Here is a 17,900-nt window from a genome sequence, read left to right as displayed (position 1 = left end):
CCTGGACGGACACCGGCACCCGTAGCTCAGTCGGTCAGAGCATCTCGTTTACACCGAGAGGGTCGGGGGTTCGAGTCCCTCCGGGTGCACCGATCGCGGGGCCATGACACGGCGTGACGCCGCGGCTCCGTCATGCCGACCGCCCGTCAGGCGCCTATGAGAGCATGCTCACCATCATGGGCTCCTCGTCAGCGTCCTCGCGCGCCTCCGCTCCGCCCTCGCGGTGGGCCGAGGTGCGCTCCGGCGTCGCCGTGACGCTGGGCGCCGGCCTCGGCCTGTTCCCGCTGGGCATGGCCTTCGGGATGCTCGTGGTCCAGGCCGGGCTGCCCGCGTGGGTCGCACCCCTGTTCTCCGTGGTCGTGTTCGCCGGGTCCGTCGAGCTGCTGCTCGTCTCGCTGGTGGTGGCGGGCACCCCGCTGCTCACGATCGCCGTGACGGTGTTCCTGGTGAACTTCCGCCACGTGTTCTATGCGTTCAGCTTCCCGCTGCGCGTGGTCCGGGGGCGCTTCGCGCGGATCTACTCGATGGGCGCCCTGATCGACGAGGCCTACGCCATCGCCGCCGCCCGGCCTCGCGGCTGGACCGGCCCCCGACTGGTCGCCATGCAGGTCGCGCTGCATGCGTACTGGGTGCTCGGGGGCCTCGCCGGGGTGGCCGTGGCCTGGCTGCTGCCCGGACCGGTGGAGGGCCTGGAGTTCGCGCTCGTCGCCCTCTTCATCGTGCTCGCCATGGACGCCGCCCGCACGCGGGCCCAGCTGCCCCTCGTGCTGGCGGCCGCGGTCGCCGTCGGGGTGGCCCTGCTGCTGGCGCCGGCGCAGGTGCTCGTCGTCGCCTTCGCCCTCTACGCCGCGGTGCTGATCGCGTTCCACGTGCTCGCCGCACGCGGGACCGCCCTGCCGCTGCCCGAGCCCGTGCCCGTCACCGGACCGGTGCCCGTCGTCGCCGCGACGGGGGAGCGGGCCGGCACGGATGCCGAGCCCGGCGCCGGGGAGGACCCCCGATGACCGGCGCCGCGTACCTGGTGGCCGCGGCCGTCGTCGCGGGCCTCGTGACCTTCTGCCTGCGCGCGTTGCCGTTCGCCCTGCTGCAGCCGTTGCGGGAGTCCGTGCTCGCCGCGCGGCTGGCGGTGTGGATGCCCGCCGGCGTGCTGACCATCCTGGCCCTGGTGATGCTGCTCGACGCCGCGGCGCTGGCCCCCGGAGAGCCCGTGGACGGGACGCGGGTGGCCCACGCGCTGATCGCGGCGGCGGTGACGGTCGTCGTGCATCTGCTGGCCGGGCGGCGGACCCTGGTCTCGATCGCCTCCGGCACGCTGGCCTACGTGCTGTTGGTCAACCTGGCCTGAGCGGCGGCGGGGCGGGTTCGCCCAGGCGTTCGGCCCACGCGCGGCTCGCCGCGGCGAGGCGCCTGCCGTAGGCGGTGACGCCGTGGGCGAGTGTCCCGGCGTTGTAGAGCGTCCCCGCCCGGGCGATCCCCTCCGCGGAGAGGTCGCCACGCAGGTGCCCGCGGAGGATCTCCAGCCCGAAGGCCAGGTTGTCCTCCGGCTCCCACAGGCGGAGGCCGCGCTCGGCCGCCTGTGCGAAGTACGGCGGCCACGTGATCTGCGCGGGCCCCACCCCGTTCGACGTCTCACCCTGCGCCACCCGGGCCACGAGCTCCTCGTAGCGCTCCCGGGTCACGGGGACGTCCGTCCCGCGCGGGGCACTGTGCACGCCGCCGGCGTCGTGCCCGAAGACGTTCCGGCCACCGGACTCGAGCTCGGCCAGGGCCGCCGCCACCGCGAGGGGAACGTCCGCCCGGCGTGCGGCGGCCACGATCGCCGCGGCGTTGTCGAGGTGTCGGCCGAGCGTCGCCGGCGGGTCGGAGGAGCGGTCGCGGGCGGAGCGGCGGGTGAGGAGGTCGCGGAGCAGGCCCATCGGCCCACCCTCCCGCATCCCGGGTTGAGTTGTCGCGGGTGACGGGCCCGCGCACCCGCGACAACTCAACCCGGGATGCGGGGCAGGGGCCGGGCGGCGGCGCGTCGTCGGCGTCCGGGGCGCACTAGGGTGGAGCGCATGTCCGCGACCCCCCTCGGCTTCTGGAAGCTGCCCGCACGTCCCGACGGCGCCGCCCGTCACCTCGCCGTCATCACCGGGGGCGAGGCGCAGCAGACCATGCTCTTCCTCCAGGACGGGCAATGGTCCATCCTCGCCCTCTTCCAGGACGAGCTGGCCGGCAAGGCCGCCGCCCGCACCCTGGACGCGCTCCTGCAGTCCGTCACCTGTCTGCGCATGGGCGGCCGTGACGTCCTCGACGGTGCCGACACCCCGCGGCCCGGTATCGAGTGGGCCGGCTACGACCGCGAGTTCGAGGAGGCCGACGTGGCCGAGCAGCGCGACGTCGAGCCGCGCGGCCGGATCTGGATCCTCCCCGCCACGGACGGCGCCTCCGTCGGCCTCAAGCTTCCCGGGCACCGCCGGTACGACGACGCCGTCGCCCAGTTCGCCGACGTCGACGCGGCGCGTGCCGCCGTCGCGGCGATCGACGAGCTCCTGGGCGTCGGCCCGCGCGGCTGAGCCGGCCGGCGTTCGTCGGCCCGGGGTCGTGACCGTTCGCCTCCCAGGGTTCACCTGCTGTTCACCCGGCTGCGCTGCCGGGCCCGGCTTCCTCGTCCGCCGCCCACCCATAATGGTGTGAAGAGCACAGGCCGCGGCCCGCCTCCGTCGTACCGAGGAGGGGACGGGCGGGCACGGTGACGCACCCAGTGAAGGAGACGGTCCATGGAGCTGCTGCAGCCCGACGCCCCCCGCGAGAACCTGCGCGAGTTCATCGACAAGCTGCGCGACGGCGGCTACACCGTCTCGGACGGCCACACCAACGATCCCGACCTGATCGATCCGCAGGGCCGTGCCGTGGAGACGTGGAAAGAGGACTACCCGTACGAGACGCGCATGACGCGCGAGGAGTACGAGCTGGAGAAGTACCGCCTGCAGATCGAACTGCTCAAGCTGCAGTACTGGGGCGAGGACACCGGCCAGCGCCACATCATCGTCTTCGAGGGCCGCGACGCCGCCGGCAAGGGCGGCACCATCAAGCGCTTCACCGAGCACATGAACCCCCGCACCGCCCGCGTCGTGGCCCTCAACAAGCCCTCGGACCGCGAGCTCGGCCAGTGGTACTTCCAGCGCTACATCCAGCACTTCCCCACGGCGGGCGAGATCGTGCTGTTCGACCGCTCGTGGTACAACCGCGCCGGCGTCGAGCGCGTGATGGGCTTCGCCACGGACGAGCAGTACCGCCGCTTCATGAACCAGGTGCCGCTGTTCGAGAAGATGCTCGTGGACGACGGCATCCACCTCACCAAGTTCTGGTTCTCCGTGACACAGACCGAGCAGCGCACGCGCTTCGCGATCCGCCAGATCGACCCGGTCCGCCAGTGGAAGCTCTCGCCCATGGACCTCGAGTCCCTGGACCGCTGGGAGGCGTACACGGAGGCCAAGGAGGCCATGTTCCTCCACACGGACACGGACCACGCCCCGTGGATCTCCATCCGCTCCAACGACAAGAAGCGGGCCCGCCTCAACGCGATGCGCTACTTCCTGTCCCAGTTCGAGTACGAGGGCAAGGACCACGAGGTCGTCGGCACCCCGGACCCGCTGATCGTGCGCCGCGGCCGCGACGCCGTGGGGGACTGACCGCGGTCGACGTAGGCTGGGGGCGGGTCCGTGTCCGGCACGGCCCGTCCCACCGTCCGAGCCACAGGAGGCCCCCGCGATGACCGAGCAGACCACCACCGTCCCCGTCGGCGCCGCCGACATCGGCGTCACGGGCCTGGCGGTGATGGGCGCGAACCTCGCGCGCAACTTCGCCCGCCACGGCTACACGGTGGCCCTGCACAACCGCAGCCGGGCCCGCACGGACCAGCTCGTGGCCGAGCACGGTGACGAGGGCGCGTTCGTGGCGACGGAGACGCTCGCCGAGCTCGTGCAGTCCCTCGCCGTGCCGCGCCGGGTGCTCATCATGGTCAAGGCGGGCGCCCCCGTGGACGCCGTCATCGACCAACTCGTCCCCCTGCTGGACGAGGGCGACATCGTCATCGACGCCGGCAACTCCCATTTCGAGGACACCCGCCGCCGCGAGGCGGCCCTCGCCGAGAAGGGCCTGCACTTCGTGGGCGTCGGTGTCTCCGGCGGCGAGGAGGGTGCCCTGCACGGTCCGGCGATCATGCCCGGCGGTCCGGAGAAGTCCTACGAGGCCCTCGGCCCGATGCTCGAGAAGATCGCCGCGCAGTTTGAGGGGGAGCCGTGCTGCGCCTGGGTCGGCACGGACGGCGCCGGCCACTACGTGAAGATGGTCCACAACGGCATCGAGTACGCGGACATGCAGGTCATCGGCGAGGCCTACGACCTGCTGCGCCGTGTGGGCGGCCTCGAGCCCGCCGAGCAGGCCGAGGTGTTCACGGCGTGGAACCAGACCGACCTGGCCTCCTACCTCATCGAGATCACGGCCGAGGTGCTCGCGCAGGTGGACGCGGCCACGGGCCGCCCGCTCGTGGACGTGATCGTGGACGAGGCCGGGCAGAAGGGCACCGGCCGCTGGACCGCGATCTCGGGTCTCGACGTCGGCTCCCCGGTGGCCGCGATCGCCGAGTCCGTCTTCGCCCGCTCGCTGTCCTCTCAGCGCGCGGTGCGCGAGGTCGCCCGTGAGACCCTCGCGGCCGGCGTCGACGAGGAGGCGCAGCGCGCCCCGCAGGACACGGACGCGTTCGTGGAGGACGTGCGCCAGGCGCTGTTCGCCTCCAAGCTCGTGGCCTACGCGCAGGGCATGGACATGCTCGCGGCCGCCGCCGAGGAGTACGGCTGGTCGCTGGACCTGGGCACCATCGCCTCGCTGTGGCGGGACGGCTGCATCATCCGCGCCGACCTGCTCGACGTGATCATGCAGGCCTTCGGCGGCCGCGACACCTCCCGCCATCCGGCGCCGGGCACCCGCGCCCCCGGCCAGCCGCTCAACCTGCTCTTCGCCCCCGAGTTCGCCCAGGCGATCGCCGAGGCCCTGCCGGCCTGGCGCCGCGTCGTCGGCACCGCCGTCGCCGCGGGCGTGCCGGTCCCGGTGTTCTCCTCGGCCCTGGCGTACTACGACGGCCTGCGGGCCGACCGCTTGCCGGCCGCCCTCGTGCAGGGCCAGCGCGACTACTTCGGCGCCCACACCTACCTGCGCGTGGACCGCGAGGGCTCGTTCCACACGCTGTGGTCCGGCGACCGCACCGAGGTCGACGGCGAGGGCGTGCCCGTGGTCATGCCGCAGCCGACCGAGGGCGACCCCACGCAGGACTGACCCGGCGTGGACCCGGCCCTCAGATCCAGAGGGCCGGGTCCACGTACTCCGCGGGGTCCACGAGCGGCTTGCCCTCGGACGGGCCCTTGCGCGGTCGGACGGTGGCCGGCACGCCGGTGGCGATCGCGTCGGCGGGGGTGTCCTTCACGACGACGGCGTTGGCGCCCACCGCCGTTCCCTCCCCGATCTCGACGGGTCCGAGGATCTTGGCGCCGGCCCCCACCACGACGCCGTCGCGCAGCGTGGGGTGCCGCTTCACCTTGGCCAGGGAGCGGCCGCCGAGGGTGACCCCGTGGTACAGCATCACGTCGTCGCCGATCTCCGCGGTCTCGCCGATCACGACGCCCATGCCGTGGTCGATGAAGAACCGACGACCGATCGACGCGCCGGGGTGGATCTCGATGCCCGTGGCCGCGCGCGTGACCTGCGAGAGCACGCGCGCGGGCATCTTCAGCCGGTCGTGCCGCCACATCCGGTGCGCGACGCGGTGCGCCCACACGGCGTGCAGACCCGAGTAGACGAGGGCCACCTCGAGGTCACCGCGCGCCGCCGGGTCATGGCTGCGGACGGTCGCGATGTCTTCCTTGATGCGGGAGAACAGTCCCACGGGCGGCCCCTTCGGGTCGGTGCGGTCGGTGAGCGGGCGGCGGTCAGCCGCGGATGTCCTCGAAGAGGGCGGTGGAGATGTAGCGCTCGCCGAAGTCACACACGATGGCGACGATCAGCTTGCCCTCGGACTCGGGCTTGGCGGCCTCCTTGAGGGCGGCCGAGATGATCGCGCCGGTGGAGATGCCGCCGAGGATGCCCTCCTCGGTCCCGAGCCGACGGGCGGTCTCGATGGACTCCTCGAAGGTGGCCGGGTAGACCTCGTCGTAGAGGTCGGTGTCGAGGATCTCGGGCACGAAGTTCGCGCCGATGCCCTGGATCTTGTGCGGGCCGGCCTGGCCACCGGAGAGGATGGGGGAGTCGGCCGGCTCGACGGCGATGAGCTTCACGTCCGGCTTCTGCTCGCGCAGGTACCGGCCCGCGCCCGTGATGGTGCCGCCGGTGCCGACGCCGGCGATGAACACGTCCACGGCGCCCTCGGACGCGTCCCAGATCTCCGGGCCGGTGCCCGTGTAGTGGGCCTGGACGTTGGCCTGGTTCGCGAACTGCTGGGCCCAGATGGAGTTCGGGGTGCTGCGGACGATCTCCTGGGCGCGCTCGAGGGCGCCGCGCATGCCGTCTGCACCGGGGGTCAGCACGATCTCGGCGCCGAACGCCTTGAGCATCACGCGGCGCTCGGTGGACATGGTCTCAGGCATGGTCAGGATCACGCGGTAGCCGCGCGCCGCGCCGACCATGGCCAGGGCGATGCCGGTGTTGCCGGAGGTGCCCTCCACGATGGTGCCGCCGGGGGTCAGCTCGCCGGCCGCCTCCGCGGCGTCGACGATGGCGGTGCCGATGCGGTCCTTCACCGAGTTGGCCGGGTTGTAGAACTCGACCTTCACGGCGACGTCGCCGGGCAGGTCCTGCGCGAGGCGGTTCAGCCGGACCAGGGGCGTGTTGCCGACCGCCTGGGTGATGTCGTCAAGGATGCGGGCCATGGTGATACCTCCGGTGGTGGTGCGCCTCGGGGCGCGGGCGATCTAGTGGGTGTTCCTGCGTCAGGCTATCGAGCCGCGGCGCCGCTCAGGCGTCCACGAGCCACGCGGAGTAGTTCCGGCGCACCTTCGCGAGCTTCGGATCGATGACCACACGGCAGTATCCGTTGGAACGGCGCCGCGCATAGAAGTCCTGGTGAATGTCCTCGGCCGGGTGCCACGCGGACGCCGGCTCGACGCGTGTGACGATGGGGCTGTCATAGTTCGCCTGCGCCCGGGCGATCTCGTCCGCGAAGAACCGGGCCTCGGCCTCGTCGTGGGCGAAGACGGCCGATCGGTACTGGGTGCCGACGTCGGCCCCCTGGCGGTTCAACGACGTGGGGTCGTGGCCGGTGAAGAACAGATCCATGATCACCTCGGGCGGCACGACGGCGGCGTCGAAGCGCACGCGGACCGCTTCGGCGTGGCCGGTGGTCCCGGTGCACACGGACTCGTAGCTCGGGGCGGGGTCGTCGCCTCCGGTGTAGCCGGACTCGACGGCGAGCACGCCCCGCACGCGACGGTAGACGGCGTCGAGGCACCAGAAGCAGCCGCCGGCGAGCGTCAGCTCGCGGACGTCGGCGGGCGCGTCGGAGGCGCCGAGGGGCTCGGTACGGGGGGAGTCGGTCATGGCAGGCACAGCAACGCGGCCCGCGCTTTTCATTCCCGACGGCGCCGCGCCGTGCCCTCACCCAGGGCCGCCGGGTCGTGCGTGCCCGGGCCGGGTGGGCCATCATGGCCGGTATGACCGTGTCCCGTCCCACCGTCCCCGTCTCGCCGGTGCATGCCCTGGCCCCGCCGACGCTCGGGCAGGTCCTCGAGGTCGTCCAGGGGCTGTGGCCGCGGGAGCTGGCGGAGCCGTGGGACGCCGTCGGGCCGGTGGCCGGGCGCCCGGAGGCCCCGGTGCGGACCGTCCTGTGGGCGCTGGATCCCGTGCAGGCCGTGGCCGACGAGGCCGTCGCCCGCGGGGCCGACCTCGTGGTCACCCACCACCCGCTCCTGCTGCGCGGGACCTCGTCCGTCGCCGCCGTCGGACACGCCGCCGCCGCGAAGGGCCGCCTGCTGCACACCCTGATCGAGCACCGCATCGCCCTGCTGGCCGCGCACACCAACGCCGACGTCGTCGTGGACGGCGTCTCGGACGTGCTGGCCCGTGCCGTCGGCGTCACCGGAGCGCTCTCGCCCCTGACGGCCTCCGCCGCCGGCACCGGGGCCGAAGGCATCGGCCGGGTGGGCGACCTGCCCGAGGAGACCGACCTGGCCGCCTTCGCCCGGGCCGTGCACGCGGCGCTGCCCGCCACGGCCGGCGGCGTGCGCGTGGCGGGCGACCCCGCCCAGCGCATCCGCCGCGTCGCCGTGTGCGGCGGTGCCGGAGACAGCCTCTTCGACGCGGTCCGCGCGTCCGGTGCGGACGTCTACGTGACCGCCGATCTGCGCCACCACCCGGCCTCGGAGGCCCGGGAGACGGCCGCGACGGGGGAGGGGCGTCCTGCGCTCGTGGACGTCTCGCACTGGGCGAGCGAGTCCCTGTGGCTCGAGCACGGCGCCCGCGCCCTGGAGGCTGCCCTGGCGGAGCGGGGACTGGGCGTCACCACCCTGTTCTCAGATCACCGCAGCGACCCCTGGGACTTCCTGGTCGGGGGAGAGCGGGCCGACGAGGGGAGTCACGCGTGAGTGAGGTCACCGCACCGCCGGCGGTCCAAGCCCGGCTGCTGGAGCTGCAGGAGCTCGACACGGCCCTGGATCAGGCCCGCGCCGCCGTCCGTCGGCTCAAGGCGGACCCGGAGCACGCCCGGCTGCGCGCCCGTGCGCAGGAGTTCGAGGAGGCGCTGCCCGGTCTGCAGGACGCCGCCCGCACCGCCGACCGGGCGGGGGCCGAGGCCACCGAGAGGGCCGCCGCCACCCGCGCCCGTCGGGACCGGACCCGAGAGCGGCTCGAAGCGGGCCAGGGCGGGTCCAAGGAGCTGCAGGCCATGCAGCACGAGGACGATACGCTCACCGCGCTGCTCGATGATCACGAGGCCGCGGCCCTCGAGGCCATGGAGGCCGCCGACGCCGCCGAGTCCCGGCTCGTGAAGGGCCAGGCTGCTCTGGAGCAGGCGCGGGACGAGGTCGAGGCCCGCGCGGCGGAGGTGCGCCGCGTGGGGCAGGCCGTGACCCAGCGTGGCCGGGACCTCATCCAGCGCCGGGCGGCGTTGGCCGCGGAGTTCCCCGCGTCGTTGCTGGCCCTGTACGAGCAGGCGCGGGAGCGCAACGGCGGCATCGGCGCGGCCCGGCTCGTCGGGAACCGGTCCGCGGCCGCGGGCACGGAGCTGTCGCCCGCGGAGGTCGCGCGCATCCGGGCCCTCCCGCCGGCCGCCGTCGCCCGTTGCCCCGAGTCCGGCGCCATCCTCATCCGGGACTGACCCCGGGCCCCGCCCCCGGCGCGATCAGTAGAGTGGGGGGCCGCGTCGGACGGCGCGACCACGGACACGAGGAGGCGCACGGTGAGCGGACGAGTCCTGCAGGTGGAGGCCGACGGCGGGTCGCGGGGCAACCCCGGCGTCGCCGGCTATGGTGCCCTGGTGCGCGACCCGGCCACGGGCGAGATCCTCCGGACCGACGCCGCCCCGCTGGGGAAGGCGTCGAACAACGTGGCCGAGTACTCCGGGCTCGTGGCCGGGCTGCGGATGGCCCGGGACCTCGACCCCGAGGCGCGGGTGCACGTGCTGATGGACTCCAAGCTCGTGGTGGAGCAGATGTCCGGGCGGTGGAAGATCAAGCACGAGGACATGCGGCGCCTCGCGGCCGAGGCCCGGTCCGTGTTGCCCCCCGAGCGCGTCACCTACGAATGGATCCCGCGCAACCGGAACAAGGACGCCGACCGCCTCTCCAACGAGGCCATGGACGCCGGCGCGCGGGGCGGCCAATGGGACGCGGGCGCGTCCGAGGTGCCGGTCGCGGCCCCCGCGGCCGCGGGGTCGACCGCCGCGGAGGCGTCCACGACCCCCGCATCGGCGGTGGCCGGGTCCGGCCTCGACGCGGACGCGGACGTCCGGGCCGTGGAGGCGGACGGGCCCGACGCCGTCGCCTCGCCGGAGGGTGCGACCCCGGCGCCCGCGCCCACGGGCCGGCTGCACCACGTGGAGATCTGGGTCGCCGACCTCGCGGCGGCCGAGGCGAGCCTCGGCTGGCTGTTCGGCGAGCTCGGCTACGTGCCGGGCGAGGGGTGGGCCGAGGGCCGGACGTACCAGGGGGCGGGGGAGTACCTCGTGCTCGAGGCCGGGCCCGACGTCGCCGCGGGCGCCCACGAGCGCACCCGCCCGGGCCTGAACCACCTGGCCTTCCGGGCCGGATCGCGCGCCCGCGTGGACGAGCTCACCGCCGCCGCGCGCGACCGGGGGTTCCGCCTGCTCTTCGAGGACCGCCACCCGCACGCCGGGGGAGCGGACCACTACGCCGCCTACCTCGAGACCGCGGACGGCTTCGAGGTGGAGCTGGTGGCCGTCGAGGACTGAGGCCGCGTCCGGGCAGACCGCGCCTCGCCCGGGGTCACCCCTCGGGCAGGATCACCCGCAGCGCGCCGGGCTTCGCGCCGGACGGCCGGGCCAGCTCGACCTCCCAGCCGTGGCCGTCCCCGGCCCGCGCGACCACGTCCGCCACGCGGTCCAGCGTCGAGGTCTCCCGCGCCCCCGCCTCCAGGAGCGCGCGGGCCACGAGGCCGCGGGTGTGCTTGGCGAAGTGCGAGACGACCGTACGCTGGCCGTCGCGCAGCTGGAACACGTCCACTGCGAGGGTCCGCTCCGCCGGTGCCCGCCACTGGGCCGCATAGCCGCCGGAGCGGCAGTCGACGACGGGCCCGCCGTCCCGTGCGGCGAGCGCGTCGAGGGCGGGGGTCAGGACGGGGCGCCAGTGCGCGGCCAGCCCGGGCAGCCCCGGCAGCTTCGCGCCGACGGGCAGCCGGAAGGCGGGGATCCGGTCCGCCAGCGCGGTGGCGCCGAACAGCGCGGAGAAGACCAGCACGGACGCGCGGGCGCGGCGCTTCGCCGCCGCGGACAGGGAGGCGTGGTCGAGCGCATCGAAGAGCACGCCCGTGAACACCCGGTGACCGGGCGCGGCGGGGGCGACGGCCAGGCGCGTGTTCGCCTCGACCTCGCCGGTGAGCGACGCCCCGACGCCGAGAGCCGCCAGGGCATCCGGGGCGGCCGAGACCGCGGCGAGCCGCGTGAGCAGGTCCGCGCGGGCGCCCGTCACCGCGGCGTCATCGGCCAACGCGAGGGCATCGAGGTCGAGCGGGGCCCCGGAGCGGGGCGCGGTCTTGCCCTCGGAGGGCGGCAGCAGGATCAGCACCGGGCCAGCCTAGCCAGGCGCCCCCGGACCGACGCGCGGACGGGCCGGGCCGACGTCGTCGTCCGGACCTGGCACAGTGGTGGGGTCCGCACAGCCGCCCCGCATCCCAGGAGTCGCCCGATGACCGCCATGAACGTGTTCGGCGTGGTGTACCCGTTCGTCCTGCTCGTGATCGCGGCCGCCGTGTGGCTCGGGATCCGCTCCAGTGGGCGGGAGCGCACGCACGCCTCCGCTCTGGAGCAGCGCCTGCGGGAGCGCACCTTCACGGGGCAGGACCGCGTGACGCTCGAATGGCCGCGGGACCGGCGACGCCCGAGCCTGGCGAAGGTCGTCTCGATCGGCGAGTCGTACGGGTACCGCCTGCTGGACAAGCGGGAGCGCGAGCACGTGGTGGAGCTCGAGTTCGAGCGGATCCTCGACGACGAGGGGTTCTGACCCTCGCCGGGGGCCGTGAGGCGGGACGGACCGGCTGTAAGCCGGGTTCTGTGCCTCGCGCGCGTTGCCCCGCGCGAGGTGACGGCCATCCATCTGGGCCCGCCATCGCTGACGGGCTCGAGCGGCCAACCCGGACGCTGGGGCGAGCAGCCCTCGTGACGCGTCCTGTTCGGCCTTGCACCGGATGGGGTTTACCGAGCCGGCCCCGTCACCGGGGCCGCTGGTGGTCTCTTACACCACCCTTTCACCCTTACCGCCGCGCCAGCGGCGCGGAGGCGGTCTTCTCTCTGTGGCACTGGCCCGCGGGTCGCCCCGGGTGGATGTTGTCCACCATCCTGCTCTGCGGTGCCCGGACTTTCCTCGCACCCCCGCAGGGGCACGCGGCCGTCCGCCGATCCGTCCCGACCGACCAGTCTACGCCCCGCCGAGGCCGCGGGGGCGCTCCGGACGTGTCCTCACTTAGAATGGAGGCGTCCGCCGACAACGAGGTCGGGGGATGGGGCCTGCCCAGGACGGCCCCGCCAGGTTTCAAGGAAGGACTCCCGTGGCAGACACCGCCTCGACCCAGACCCCTGAGTGGAACACGCAGCAGAAGCTCGCGGAGAAGATGGTCCCCCTGCTGGGCACCCTGTACCGCGAGCACAACGTGGTCACCTCGATCTACGGGCGCTCCCTCGTGAACCGCGGCGTGATCGACATCATCAAGGCCCACCGCTACGCCCGCCGCGTGCAGGAGGCCCCGCTGAGCGTCGAGTCCACCTACCCCCTGGTCGAGGCGATGGCTGCGATGGACCTGGGCGCCGCCACCGTCGACCTGGCCGAGCTGGCCGCCAAGCAGAAGGCCTCGGGGCAGGACGTCCAGGCCTTCCTGGACGCCGAGCTCGCCGAGGTCAAGGGCAAGGCCGGTGAGGGCCTGGGCGAGACCCAGGACGTCGTGCTCTACGGCTTCGGTCGCATCGGCCGCCTGCTGGCCCGCATCCTCCTCGACCACGCCGGCGGTGGCTCCAAGCTGCGCCTGCGTGCCGTCGTCGTGCGCAAGAACTCGGAGGACGACCTGATCAAGCGCGCCTCCCTGCTGCGCCGCGACTCGATCCACGGCCCGTTCGACGGGACGATCGTGGTGGACGAGGACCGCGACGTGATCACCGCCAACGGCACCGAGATCCAGGTCATCTACTCGAACGACCCGACCACGGTGGACTACACCTCCTACGGCATCAAGGACGCGCTGGTCGTCGACAACACCGGACGCTGGCGCGACGACGAGGGCCTGTCCCAGCACCTGCAGGCCAAGGGCGCCGCGAAGGTTCTGCTGACCGCCCCGGGCAAGGGCGAGATGAAGAACATCGTGTTCGGCGTGAACTCGGACGACATCACGCCCCAGGACACGATCGTCTCGGCAGCCTCCTGCACCACCAACGGCATCACCCCGGTGCTCAAGGTCATCCAGGACGACTACGGCATCGACCACGGCCACGTGGAGACCGTGCACGCCTACACCAACGACCAGAACCTCGTGGACAACTTCCACAAGGGCGCCCGTCGTGGCCGTGCCGCCGGCATGAACATGGTCCTCACCGAGACCGGCGCCGCCAAGGCCGTGGCCAAGGCCCTGCCCGAGCTCAAGGGCAAGCTCTCCGGCAACGCCATCCGCGTCCCCACCCCGGACGTGTCCATGGCCATCCTCAACCTCGAGCTGACCAAGCCCACCTCGGTGGAGGAGCTCAACGCCCGCCTGAAGCAGGAGTCCCTCACCGGCCCCCTGCGCGGCCAGGTCGGCTACGTGGACTCCCCGGAGGTCGTGTCCACCGACTTCGTCGGCTCGGACCGCGCCGGCGTCGTGGACGGCCTGGCGACCCTCGTGAACAACGACGGCAAGAACGCGATCCTCTACGTCTGGTACGACAACGAGTACGGCTACTCGCACCAGGTGATCCGCGTGGTGGAGAAGATGGCGGGCCAGCAGGTCCCCGCCTTCCCGCAGGCCTGACCCGCAGACGACCGACGGCCCGTCCCCGCGGAGGGGACGGGCCGTCGTCGTGTGCCGACCGGGTCGGACCTCGAGCCGAGGCTCAGGCCTCGTCGTCCCCGTGGTCGCCGTCGGGGCCGTGCTCGTGGTCCGCGTGGTCGTCGGCGTCATGGCCGAAGGGGTCCTCGTCGGTACCGGGCAGCCACGTCACGCCGGGCACGTTCAGGCGCTCGGCCCGCTGCGCGCGCTTCCAGCGCCGCTGCCACTTGCCCTCGAGCCGGTTCACGTAGAGGGTGCCGTTGAGGTGGTCGTACTCGTGCTGCATGATGCGCGCGAACCAGCCCTCGGCCTCGAACTCGAACATCTCGCCGTCCACGCGCTGGCCGGACAGGCGCACGCGGGTCGGGCGCTGCAGGGGGAAGCCGAGCCCGGGCACCGAGAGGCAGCCCTCGGTGTGCTCGTCCGGGTGCGGGTCCTCCCGCGGCGCCTTGTCCAGGTGGGTCAGCACGGGGTTGATCACGTGGCCCACGTTCGGCGCGTCGCCGGAGTCCGGGAACGTCCACGTGAAGATCCGCAGCCCGACCCCGACCTGCGGGGCGGCCAGGCCCACGCCGTGCGCGGCGTCCTGCGTGACGTACATGTCCTCGATCAGCTCGCGGATCTCGTCGTCGATCACCTCCACCTCGGCCGCGCGCCTGTGCAGCACGGGCTCGCCGTAGACGGTGATGGGACGGATGGAGGCCATGGCACTGCGCTTCCCGGCCCGGGCTGCGGGCCTGCGTGGGTAGGAGGACGGGGGGAGTCCCCAGCCTACCGCCGGGGACGTCACGACGACGGCGGTCATTCCGCGGCAAGGGCCTCCAGCGCATCCGGGTTCAGCAGCGTCACCCGCGGGCCCTCGATGGCGATCAGGCCGTCGTCGGCGAGGCGGCGCAGCCCGCGGCTGAACGCCTCGGGGGTGGTGCCCAGCAGCGAGGCGACGTCCTTCTTCGGCGCGGCCAGCACCACGACGAGGTCGGCCTCGTCCCGGAGGGCCGGCAGGCCGAGCAGATGTCCGGCGATCCGCGCGGTGACAGGCTGACGCTCCCATGCCAGCCGTTGTTCCGCCTCGGCCAGGCGGACGGCCAGCGCCCGCATCACGCGTCCCCCGATGCCCGGATGCTCGGCCAGGAGTCGGGCGACCTCGGCGTGGGAGAAGGTGCACAGGCGGGTCGCGACCACGGCGCGCGCCCCGTGCCGGGCCGGCTCGCCCGTGAGGAACTCGTGCTCGCCCACGGAGTCGCCGGGCTCGACCATCCGCACCACGCGTTCCCGGCCGGTCGCTGAGCCGAGCGTCAGCGCCAGGCGGCCGCTGTGCACGACGCACAGGCGGTCCGTGCGGTCACCGGCCAGGTGCAGGGCATCGCCGGCCTCGAGCACGAGCGGCCGCGCCAGGGCGGAGACCCGGCGCAGCTGCTCCAGATCCAGCCCGGTGAACAGCGGGACCCGGGCCGCGCACGGCTCTGGTTCGTCCATGGGGGCGAGGGGCAGGTCCATACGCACGCCATCAGCCTCCCACACGGCGGCTTGACCGCGGTCAAGGCGTACCCGCCGACCCCTTCGTAGCGTCAGTGACATCCCCGGAGGCCGGGGATCGGACCGGGCGCCCGCCCGTCCGCTCAGCCTCATCGGCGGCCGCGCCGGTGACGACCCACAGGAGTGACCATGACCGCCACCACGCACACCCTGCTCCGCGCCGAGGGCTTCAGCTGCCCCTCGTGCGTCCGGAAGATCGAGAAGGCCCTCGACGCCCTGCCCGGCGTGACCGGCGCGCAGGTCCACTTCGAGACCCAGCGCATCGAGGTCGACCACGACCCGCAGACCACCACTGCCCAGGACCTCGTCGAGGCCGTCGCCAAGGTCGGCTACACCGCCCGGCTGTCGGCCTTCTGACCCCGCCCGCCCCCGACGAACGGAGCCCGCCATGCCCACCCTCGCCGTCACACGTCCGGGCCGCACCCGTGCCCGGCTCACGTTGTCCCGCCGCTGGCGGCGCCCCGTGGTGGCCGGCCTGCTGATCGCCGTCTCGCTCGTGCTGGCGCCCGAGCAGCTGGCCCACGGGGACCGGACACCTCGTGGCGGCGGGCCTGATGCTCGCCGCCGCCGTCGTGGCCGGCCTGCCGATCGCGCGCGACGCGATCGCCGCCCTGCGGGTGAAGACCGTCGGCATCGACCTGCTCGTCGCCACCGCCGCGATCGGCGCGTCCCTGCTCGGCAATTTCTGGGAGGCCGCCGCCGTGACCTTCCTCTTCGCCCTCGGCCACGCCCTCGAGGACGCGACCCTGTCTCAGACTCGCTCGGCGCTCGCGGACCTCGTGTCCACGGCGCCCGAGACCGCCGTCGTCGTGGACGCAGACGGGACCCAGCGCACCGTGCCTGCCCACGAGGTGGCCCCCGGCGCGACCGTCCTCGTCAAGGCCGGCGCTCGGGTGCCGGTGGACGGCGTGGTGCTCACCGGGGTCGGCGCCGTGGACGAGGCATCCATCACGGGCGAGTCCATCCCGGCGGAGAAGACCGACGGTGACGCCGTGTACGCGGGCACCGTGGCCACGGCCGGCCTGCTGCAGGTGCAGGCCCGGGGCGTGGGCGCCGACACCACGCTGGCGCGCATCATCCACCGCGTCGAGGCGGCGCAGGAGGCCCGTGCGCGGACCCAGCGGTTCATGGACCGCTTCTCCCGCTGGTACACCCCGGCGATCATGGTGCTGGCCTTCGCGACCGGTCTGATCACGCGGGACGTCCCCCTGGCCCTGACCCTGCTGGTCATCGGCTGCCCGGGCGCCCTCGTGATCTCCATCCCGGTCGCGATCGTGGCAGGGATCGGCCGCGGCGCCAAGGACGGCGTGCTCATCAAGGGAGGGGAGTTCCTCGAGCGCTCCGCGAAGGTCGACGCCGTCGCCGTCGACAAGACCGGCACACTCACCTCGGGCACCCCCGAGCTGACAGACGTCGTCGCGTTCGAGCCCGGGGCCGAGGACGAGGTGCTGCGCTGGGCCGCACGGCTCGAGGCGGCCTCGGACCACCCGTTGGCCGCGCCGGTCGTCGCGGCGGGCCGGGACCGCGGCCTGCTGGACGGCCCGCTGGCCACCGATGTGGACGTCGTCCTCGGCCGTGGGCTCACCGGAGAGGTGGACGGCCGTGTCGTCGCCGTGGGCAACGTGGCGATGCTGCGCGAGCGCGGCGTGGATCCGGCCGCGACCGACCGGGTCGAGACCGTCGCGGCCGAGCTCGCGGAGGCGGGCCGGACCCCGGCGGCGGTCGTCGTCGACGGCATCCCGCTCGGCGTCCTCGCCATCGCAGACACCCTCCGGCCCGAGGCCGCGGGCATGATCCGGGCGCTGCACGGGATCGGCGTCCGCGAGGTCGTGATGCTGACCGGCGACCAGCCCGGCGTCGCGCAGGCCGTGGCCCGGCAGGTGGGCGTCGACGACGTGCGGGCGGGCCTGCTGCCCCAGGACAAGCTCGAGGCGATCGAGGCCCTGCAGGCCGAGGGCCGCGTCGTCGCGATGGTCGGTGACGGCATCAACGACGCCCCGGCCCTGGCGACGGCGGACATCGGCGTGGCCATGGGCGCGGCCGGCTCCGGCGTGGCCATCGAGACCGCGGACATCGCCCTGATGGGCGACCGGCTCGAGCGGCTGCCGCAGGCGCTCGATCTGGCCCGGCGCACGGTGCGGGTGATGCGGCAGAACATCGCGATCTCCCTCGTCACCGTCGCGGCCCTGCTGGCCGGCGTCTTCGCCGGCGGCGTCACGATGGCCGTCGGCATGCTCGTGCACGAGGCGTCCGTGCTGCTGGTCATCGTGAACGCGATGCGCCTGCTGCGGCGCCCGGGTCAGCCCAGGTCCACGACCTCGAACTCGAGCAGGTCGGCGCCCGTGGCGACCGGCGCCGGGCGGCCGCCCTGCTCGGCGGCGTGAGCGGCGGGCATGCGCCCGTCCCGCCAGCGCTGGAAGTCCTCCTCCGACGCCCACGTCGTGACCACGAAGTAGCGGTCCTCGCCCGCGGTGGGCCGGAGCAGCTGGAAGCCCTCGAAGCCCGGCTCCTGGTCCACCGCGTGCTTGCGGGCGGCGAACCGCTTCTCGAGCTCCGGGCCGGCGCCCTCGGGGACGCTGATGGCGTTGATCTTCACGACGGACACGGGGAGGCCTCCTCGTCGGCGGGGGTGCGGCGTCGGGTCGACGCCCTCA

The 17,900-nt window shown here is 73.8% G+C and carries 20 protein-coding genes, 1 tRNA gene and 1 other RNA gene; 13 read left to right on the top strand and 9 right to left on the bottom strand.

Annotation, left to right across the window (positions count from 1 at the left end):
* Nucleotides 1–15: 15 nt before the first annotated feature.
* The 3 genes from ACUJ8O_RS00190 (at nucleotide 16) to ACUJ8O_RS00180 (ending at nucleotide 1,345) form a co-directional block, all read left to right on the top strand.
* A tRNA-Val gene (locus tag ACUJ8O_RS00190) sits at nucleotides 16–89 on the top strand.
* A 75-nt stretch (nucleotides 90–164) separates the two neighbouring features.
* Nucleotides 165–1,004: an AzlC family ABC transporter permease gene (locus tag ACUJ8O_RS00185; protein WP_158183696.1), complete on the top strand. Its 840-nt coding sequence runs from the start codon at nucleotides 165–167 to the stop codon at nucleotides 1,002–1,004.
* A complete protein-coding gene (locus ACUJ8O_RS00180) occupies nucleotides 1,001–1,345 on the top strand; it encodes an AzlD domain-containing protein (RefSeq protein ID WP_061867838.1) in 345 nt (114 codons plus the stop codon). The genes ACUJ8O_RS00185 and ACUJ8O_RS00180 overlap by 4 nt, the downstream gene beginning before the upstream one ends.
* On the opposite strand, the gene ACUJ8O_RS00175 is transcribed toward ACUJ8O_RS00180, so the two are convergent.
* Nucleotides 1,332–1,916 (bottom strand): hypothetical protein, encoded by a 585-nt coding sequence (locus ACUJ8O_RS00175; RefSeq protein ID WP_363931587.1) that lies wholly within the window; start codon nucleotides 1,914–1,916, stop codon nucleotides 1,332–1,334. The two genes, ACUJ8O_RS00180 and ACUJ8O_RS00175, sit on opposite strands and share 14 nt — an antisense overlap.
* A gap of 138 nt (nucleotides 1,917–2,054) precedes the next feature.
* Here ACUJ8O_RS00175 and ACUJ8O_RS00170 point away from each other — a divergent pair, with 138 nt between their 5' ends.
* From ACUJ8O_RS00170 to gndA, 3 genes are all read left to right on the top strand, one after another.
* Entirely contained in the window at nucleotides 2,055–2,555 is a 501-nt protein-coding gene (locus tag ACUJ8O_RS00170; protein WP_036312781.1) for a hypothetical protein, read from the top strand.
* A gap of 204 nt (nucleotides 2,556–2,759) precedes the next feature.
* Complete coding sequence (ppk2, locus tag ACUJ8O_RS00165) at nucleotides 2,760–3,674, top strand: polyphosphate kinase 2 (protein ID WP_036340172.1); 915 nt, start codon at nucleotides 2,760–2,762, stop codon at nucleotides 3,672–3,674.
* Between the two features lie 79 nt (nucleotides 3,675–3,753).
* Complete coding sequence (gene gndA, locus ACUJ8O_RS00160; protein ID WP_036340176.1) at nucleotides 3,754–5,316, top strand: NADP-dependent phosphogluconate dehydrogenase; 1,563 nt, start codon at nucleotides 3,754–3,756, stop codon at nucleotides 5,314–5,316.
* A 19-nt stretch (nucleotides 5,317–5,335) separates the two neighbouring features.
* Here the strand turns inward: gndA and epsC are convergent, their stop codons facing one another.
* The 3 genes from epsC to msrA form a co-directional block, all read right to left on the bottom strand.
* Entirely contained in the window at nucleotides 5,336–5,923 is a 588-nt protein-coding gene (gene epsC, locus ACUJ8O_RS00155) for a serine O-acetyltransferase EpsC (protein WP_036340179.1), read from the bottom strand.
* 43 nt (nucleotides 5,924–5,966) lie between these two features.
* Entirely contained in the window at nucleotides 5,967–6,902 is a 936-nt protein-coding gene (gene cysK, locus ACUJ8O_RS00150) for a cysteine synthase A (protein ID WP_020624781.1), read from the bottom strand.
* Between the two features lie 85 nt (nucleotides 6,903–6,987).
* Nucleotides 6,988–7,569, bottom strand: coding sequence for a peptide-methionine (S)-S-oxide reductase MsrA (gene msrA, locus ACUJ8O_RS00145; protein WP_036312770.1), 582 nt, complete (start codon nucleotides 7,567–7,569; stop codon nucleotides 6,988–6,990).
* Nucleotides 7,570–7,682: 113 nt separating this feature from the next.
* On the opposite strand from msrA, the gene ACUJ8O_RS00140 reads away from it, so the two are divergent.
* The 3 genes from ACUJ8O_RS00140 (at nucleotide 7,683) to ACUJ8O_RS00130 (ending at nucleotide 10,435) form a co-directional block, all read left to right on the top strand.
* Nucleotides 7,683–8,612, top strand: coding sequence for a Nif3-like dinuclear metal center hexameric protein (locus ACUJ8O_RS00140; protein ID WP_036312764.1), 930 nt, complete (start codon nucleotides 7,683–7,685; stop codon nucleotides 8,610–8,612).
* Nucleotides 8,609–9,343 (top strand): zinc ribbon domain-containing protein, encoded by a 735-nt coding sequence (locus ACUJ8O_RS00135; RefSeq protein WP_036312761.1) that lies wholly within the window; start codon nucleotides 8,609–8,611, stop codon nucleotides 9,341–9,343. The genes ACUJ8O_RS00140 and ACUJ8O_RS00135 overlap by 4 nt, the downstream gene beginning before the upstream one ends.
* A gap of 81 nt (nucleotides 9,344–9,424) precedes the next feature.
* Entirely contained in the window at nucleotides 9,425–10,435 is a 1,011-nt protein-coding gene (locus tag ACUJ8O_RS00130; RefSeq protein ID WP_036312758.1) for a reverse transcriptase-like protein, read from the top strand.
* Between the two features lie 34 nt (nucleotides 10,436–10,469).
* Here ACUJ8O_RS00130 and ACUJ8O_RS00125 read toward each other — a convergent pair whose 3' ends face one another.
* Entirely contained in the window at nucleotides 10,470–11,267 is a 798-nt protein-coding gene (locus tag ACUJ8O_RS00125) for a YaaA family protein (RefSeq protein ID WP_230282439.1), read from the bottom strand.
* A gap of 120 nt (nucleotides 11,268–11,387) precedes the next feature.
* On the opposite strand from ACUJ8O_RS00125, the gene ACUJ8O_RS00120 reads away from it, so the two are divergent.
* A complete protein-coding gene (locus ACUJ8O_RS00120; RefSeq protein WP_036312752.1) occupies nucleotides 11,388–11,702 on the top strand; it encodes a hypothetical protein in 315 nt (104 codons plus the stop codon).
* A 21-nt stretch (nucleotides 11,703–11,723) separates the two neighbouring features.
* Here the strand turns inward: ACUJ8O_RS00120 and rnpB are convergent.
* Nucleotides 11,724–12,102, bottom strand: an RNA gene (gene rnpB, locus ACUJ8O_RS00115) — RNase P RNA component class A.
* A 144-nt stretch (nucleotides 12,103–12,246) separates the two neighbouring features.
* Here rnpB and ACUJ8O_RS00110 point away from each other — a divergent pair.
* Entirely contained in the window at nucleotides 12,247–13,692 is a 1,446-nt protein-coding gene (locus tag ACUJ8O_RS00110; protein ID WP_036312749.1) for a glyceraldehyde-3-phosphate dehydrogenase, read from the top strand.
* A gap of 82 nt (nucleotides 13,693–13,774) precedes the next feature.
* On the opposite strand, the gene def is transcribed toward ACUJ8O_RS00110, so the two are convergent.
* Nucleotides 13,775–14,416 carry a peptide deformylase gene (gene def / locus ACUJ8O_RS00105; protein WP_036312746.1) on the bottom strand — a complete coding sequence of 214 codons (642 nt, stop codon included), beginning with the start codon at nucleotides 14,414–14,416 and terminating at the stop codon, nucleotides 13,775–13,777.
* Between the two features lie 95 nt (nucleotides 14,417–14,511).
* On the bottom strand, nucleotides 14,512–15,186 hold the full coding sequence (locus ACUJ8O_RS00100) for a Crp/Fnr family transcriptional regulator (RefSeq protein WP_260849637.1): 675 nt from the start codon (nucleotides 15,184–15,186) through the stop codon (nucleotides 14,512–14,514).
* A gap of 189 nt (nucleotides 15,187–15,375) precedes the next feature.
* Here ACUJ8O_RS00100 and ACUJ8O_RS00095 point away from each other — a divergent pair, with 189 nt between their 5' ends.
* On the top strand, nucleotides 15,376–15,603 hold the full coding sequence (locus ACUJ8O_RS00095) for a heavy-metal-associated domain-containing protein (RefSeq protein ID WP_440315393.1): 228 nt from the start codon (nucleotides 15,376–15,378) through the stop codon (nucleotides 15,601–15,603).
* 197 nt (nucleotides 15,604–15,800) lie between these two features.
* On the top strand, nucleotides 15,801–17,630 hold the full coding sequence (locus ACUJ8O_RS00090) for a heavy metal translocating P-type ATPase (RefSeq protein ID WP_445373028.1): 1,830 nt from the start codon (nucleotides 15,801–15,803) through the stop codon (nucleotides 17,628–17,630).
* Here ACUJ8O_RS00090 and ACUJ8O_RS00085 read toward each other — a convergent pair.
* Complete coding sequence (locus tag ACUJ8O_RS00085) at nucleotides 17,546–17,851, bottom strand: antibiotic biosynthesis monooxygenase family protein (protein WP_010078879.1); 306 nt, start codon at nucleotides 17,849–17,851, stop codon at nucleotides 17,546–17,548. The genes ACUJ8O_RS00090 and ACUJ8O_RS00085 overlap by 85 nt on opposite strands.
* Nucleotides 17,852–17,900: the final 49 nt, after the last annotated feature.

The organism is Micrococcus sp. EWR3.9.1 (genome assembly GCF_052615555.1).
This window is presented reverse-complemented; position numbering and strand designations above follow the sequence as displayed.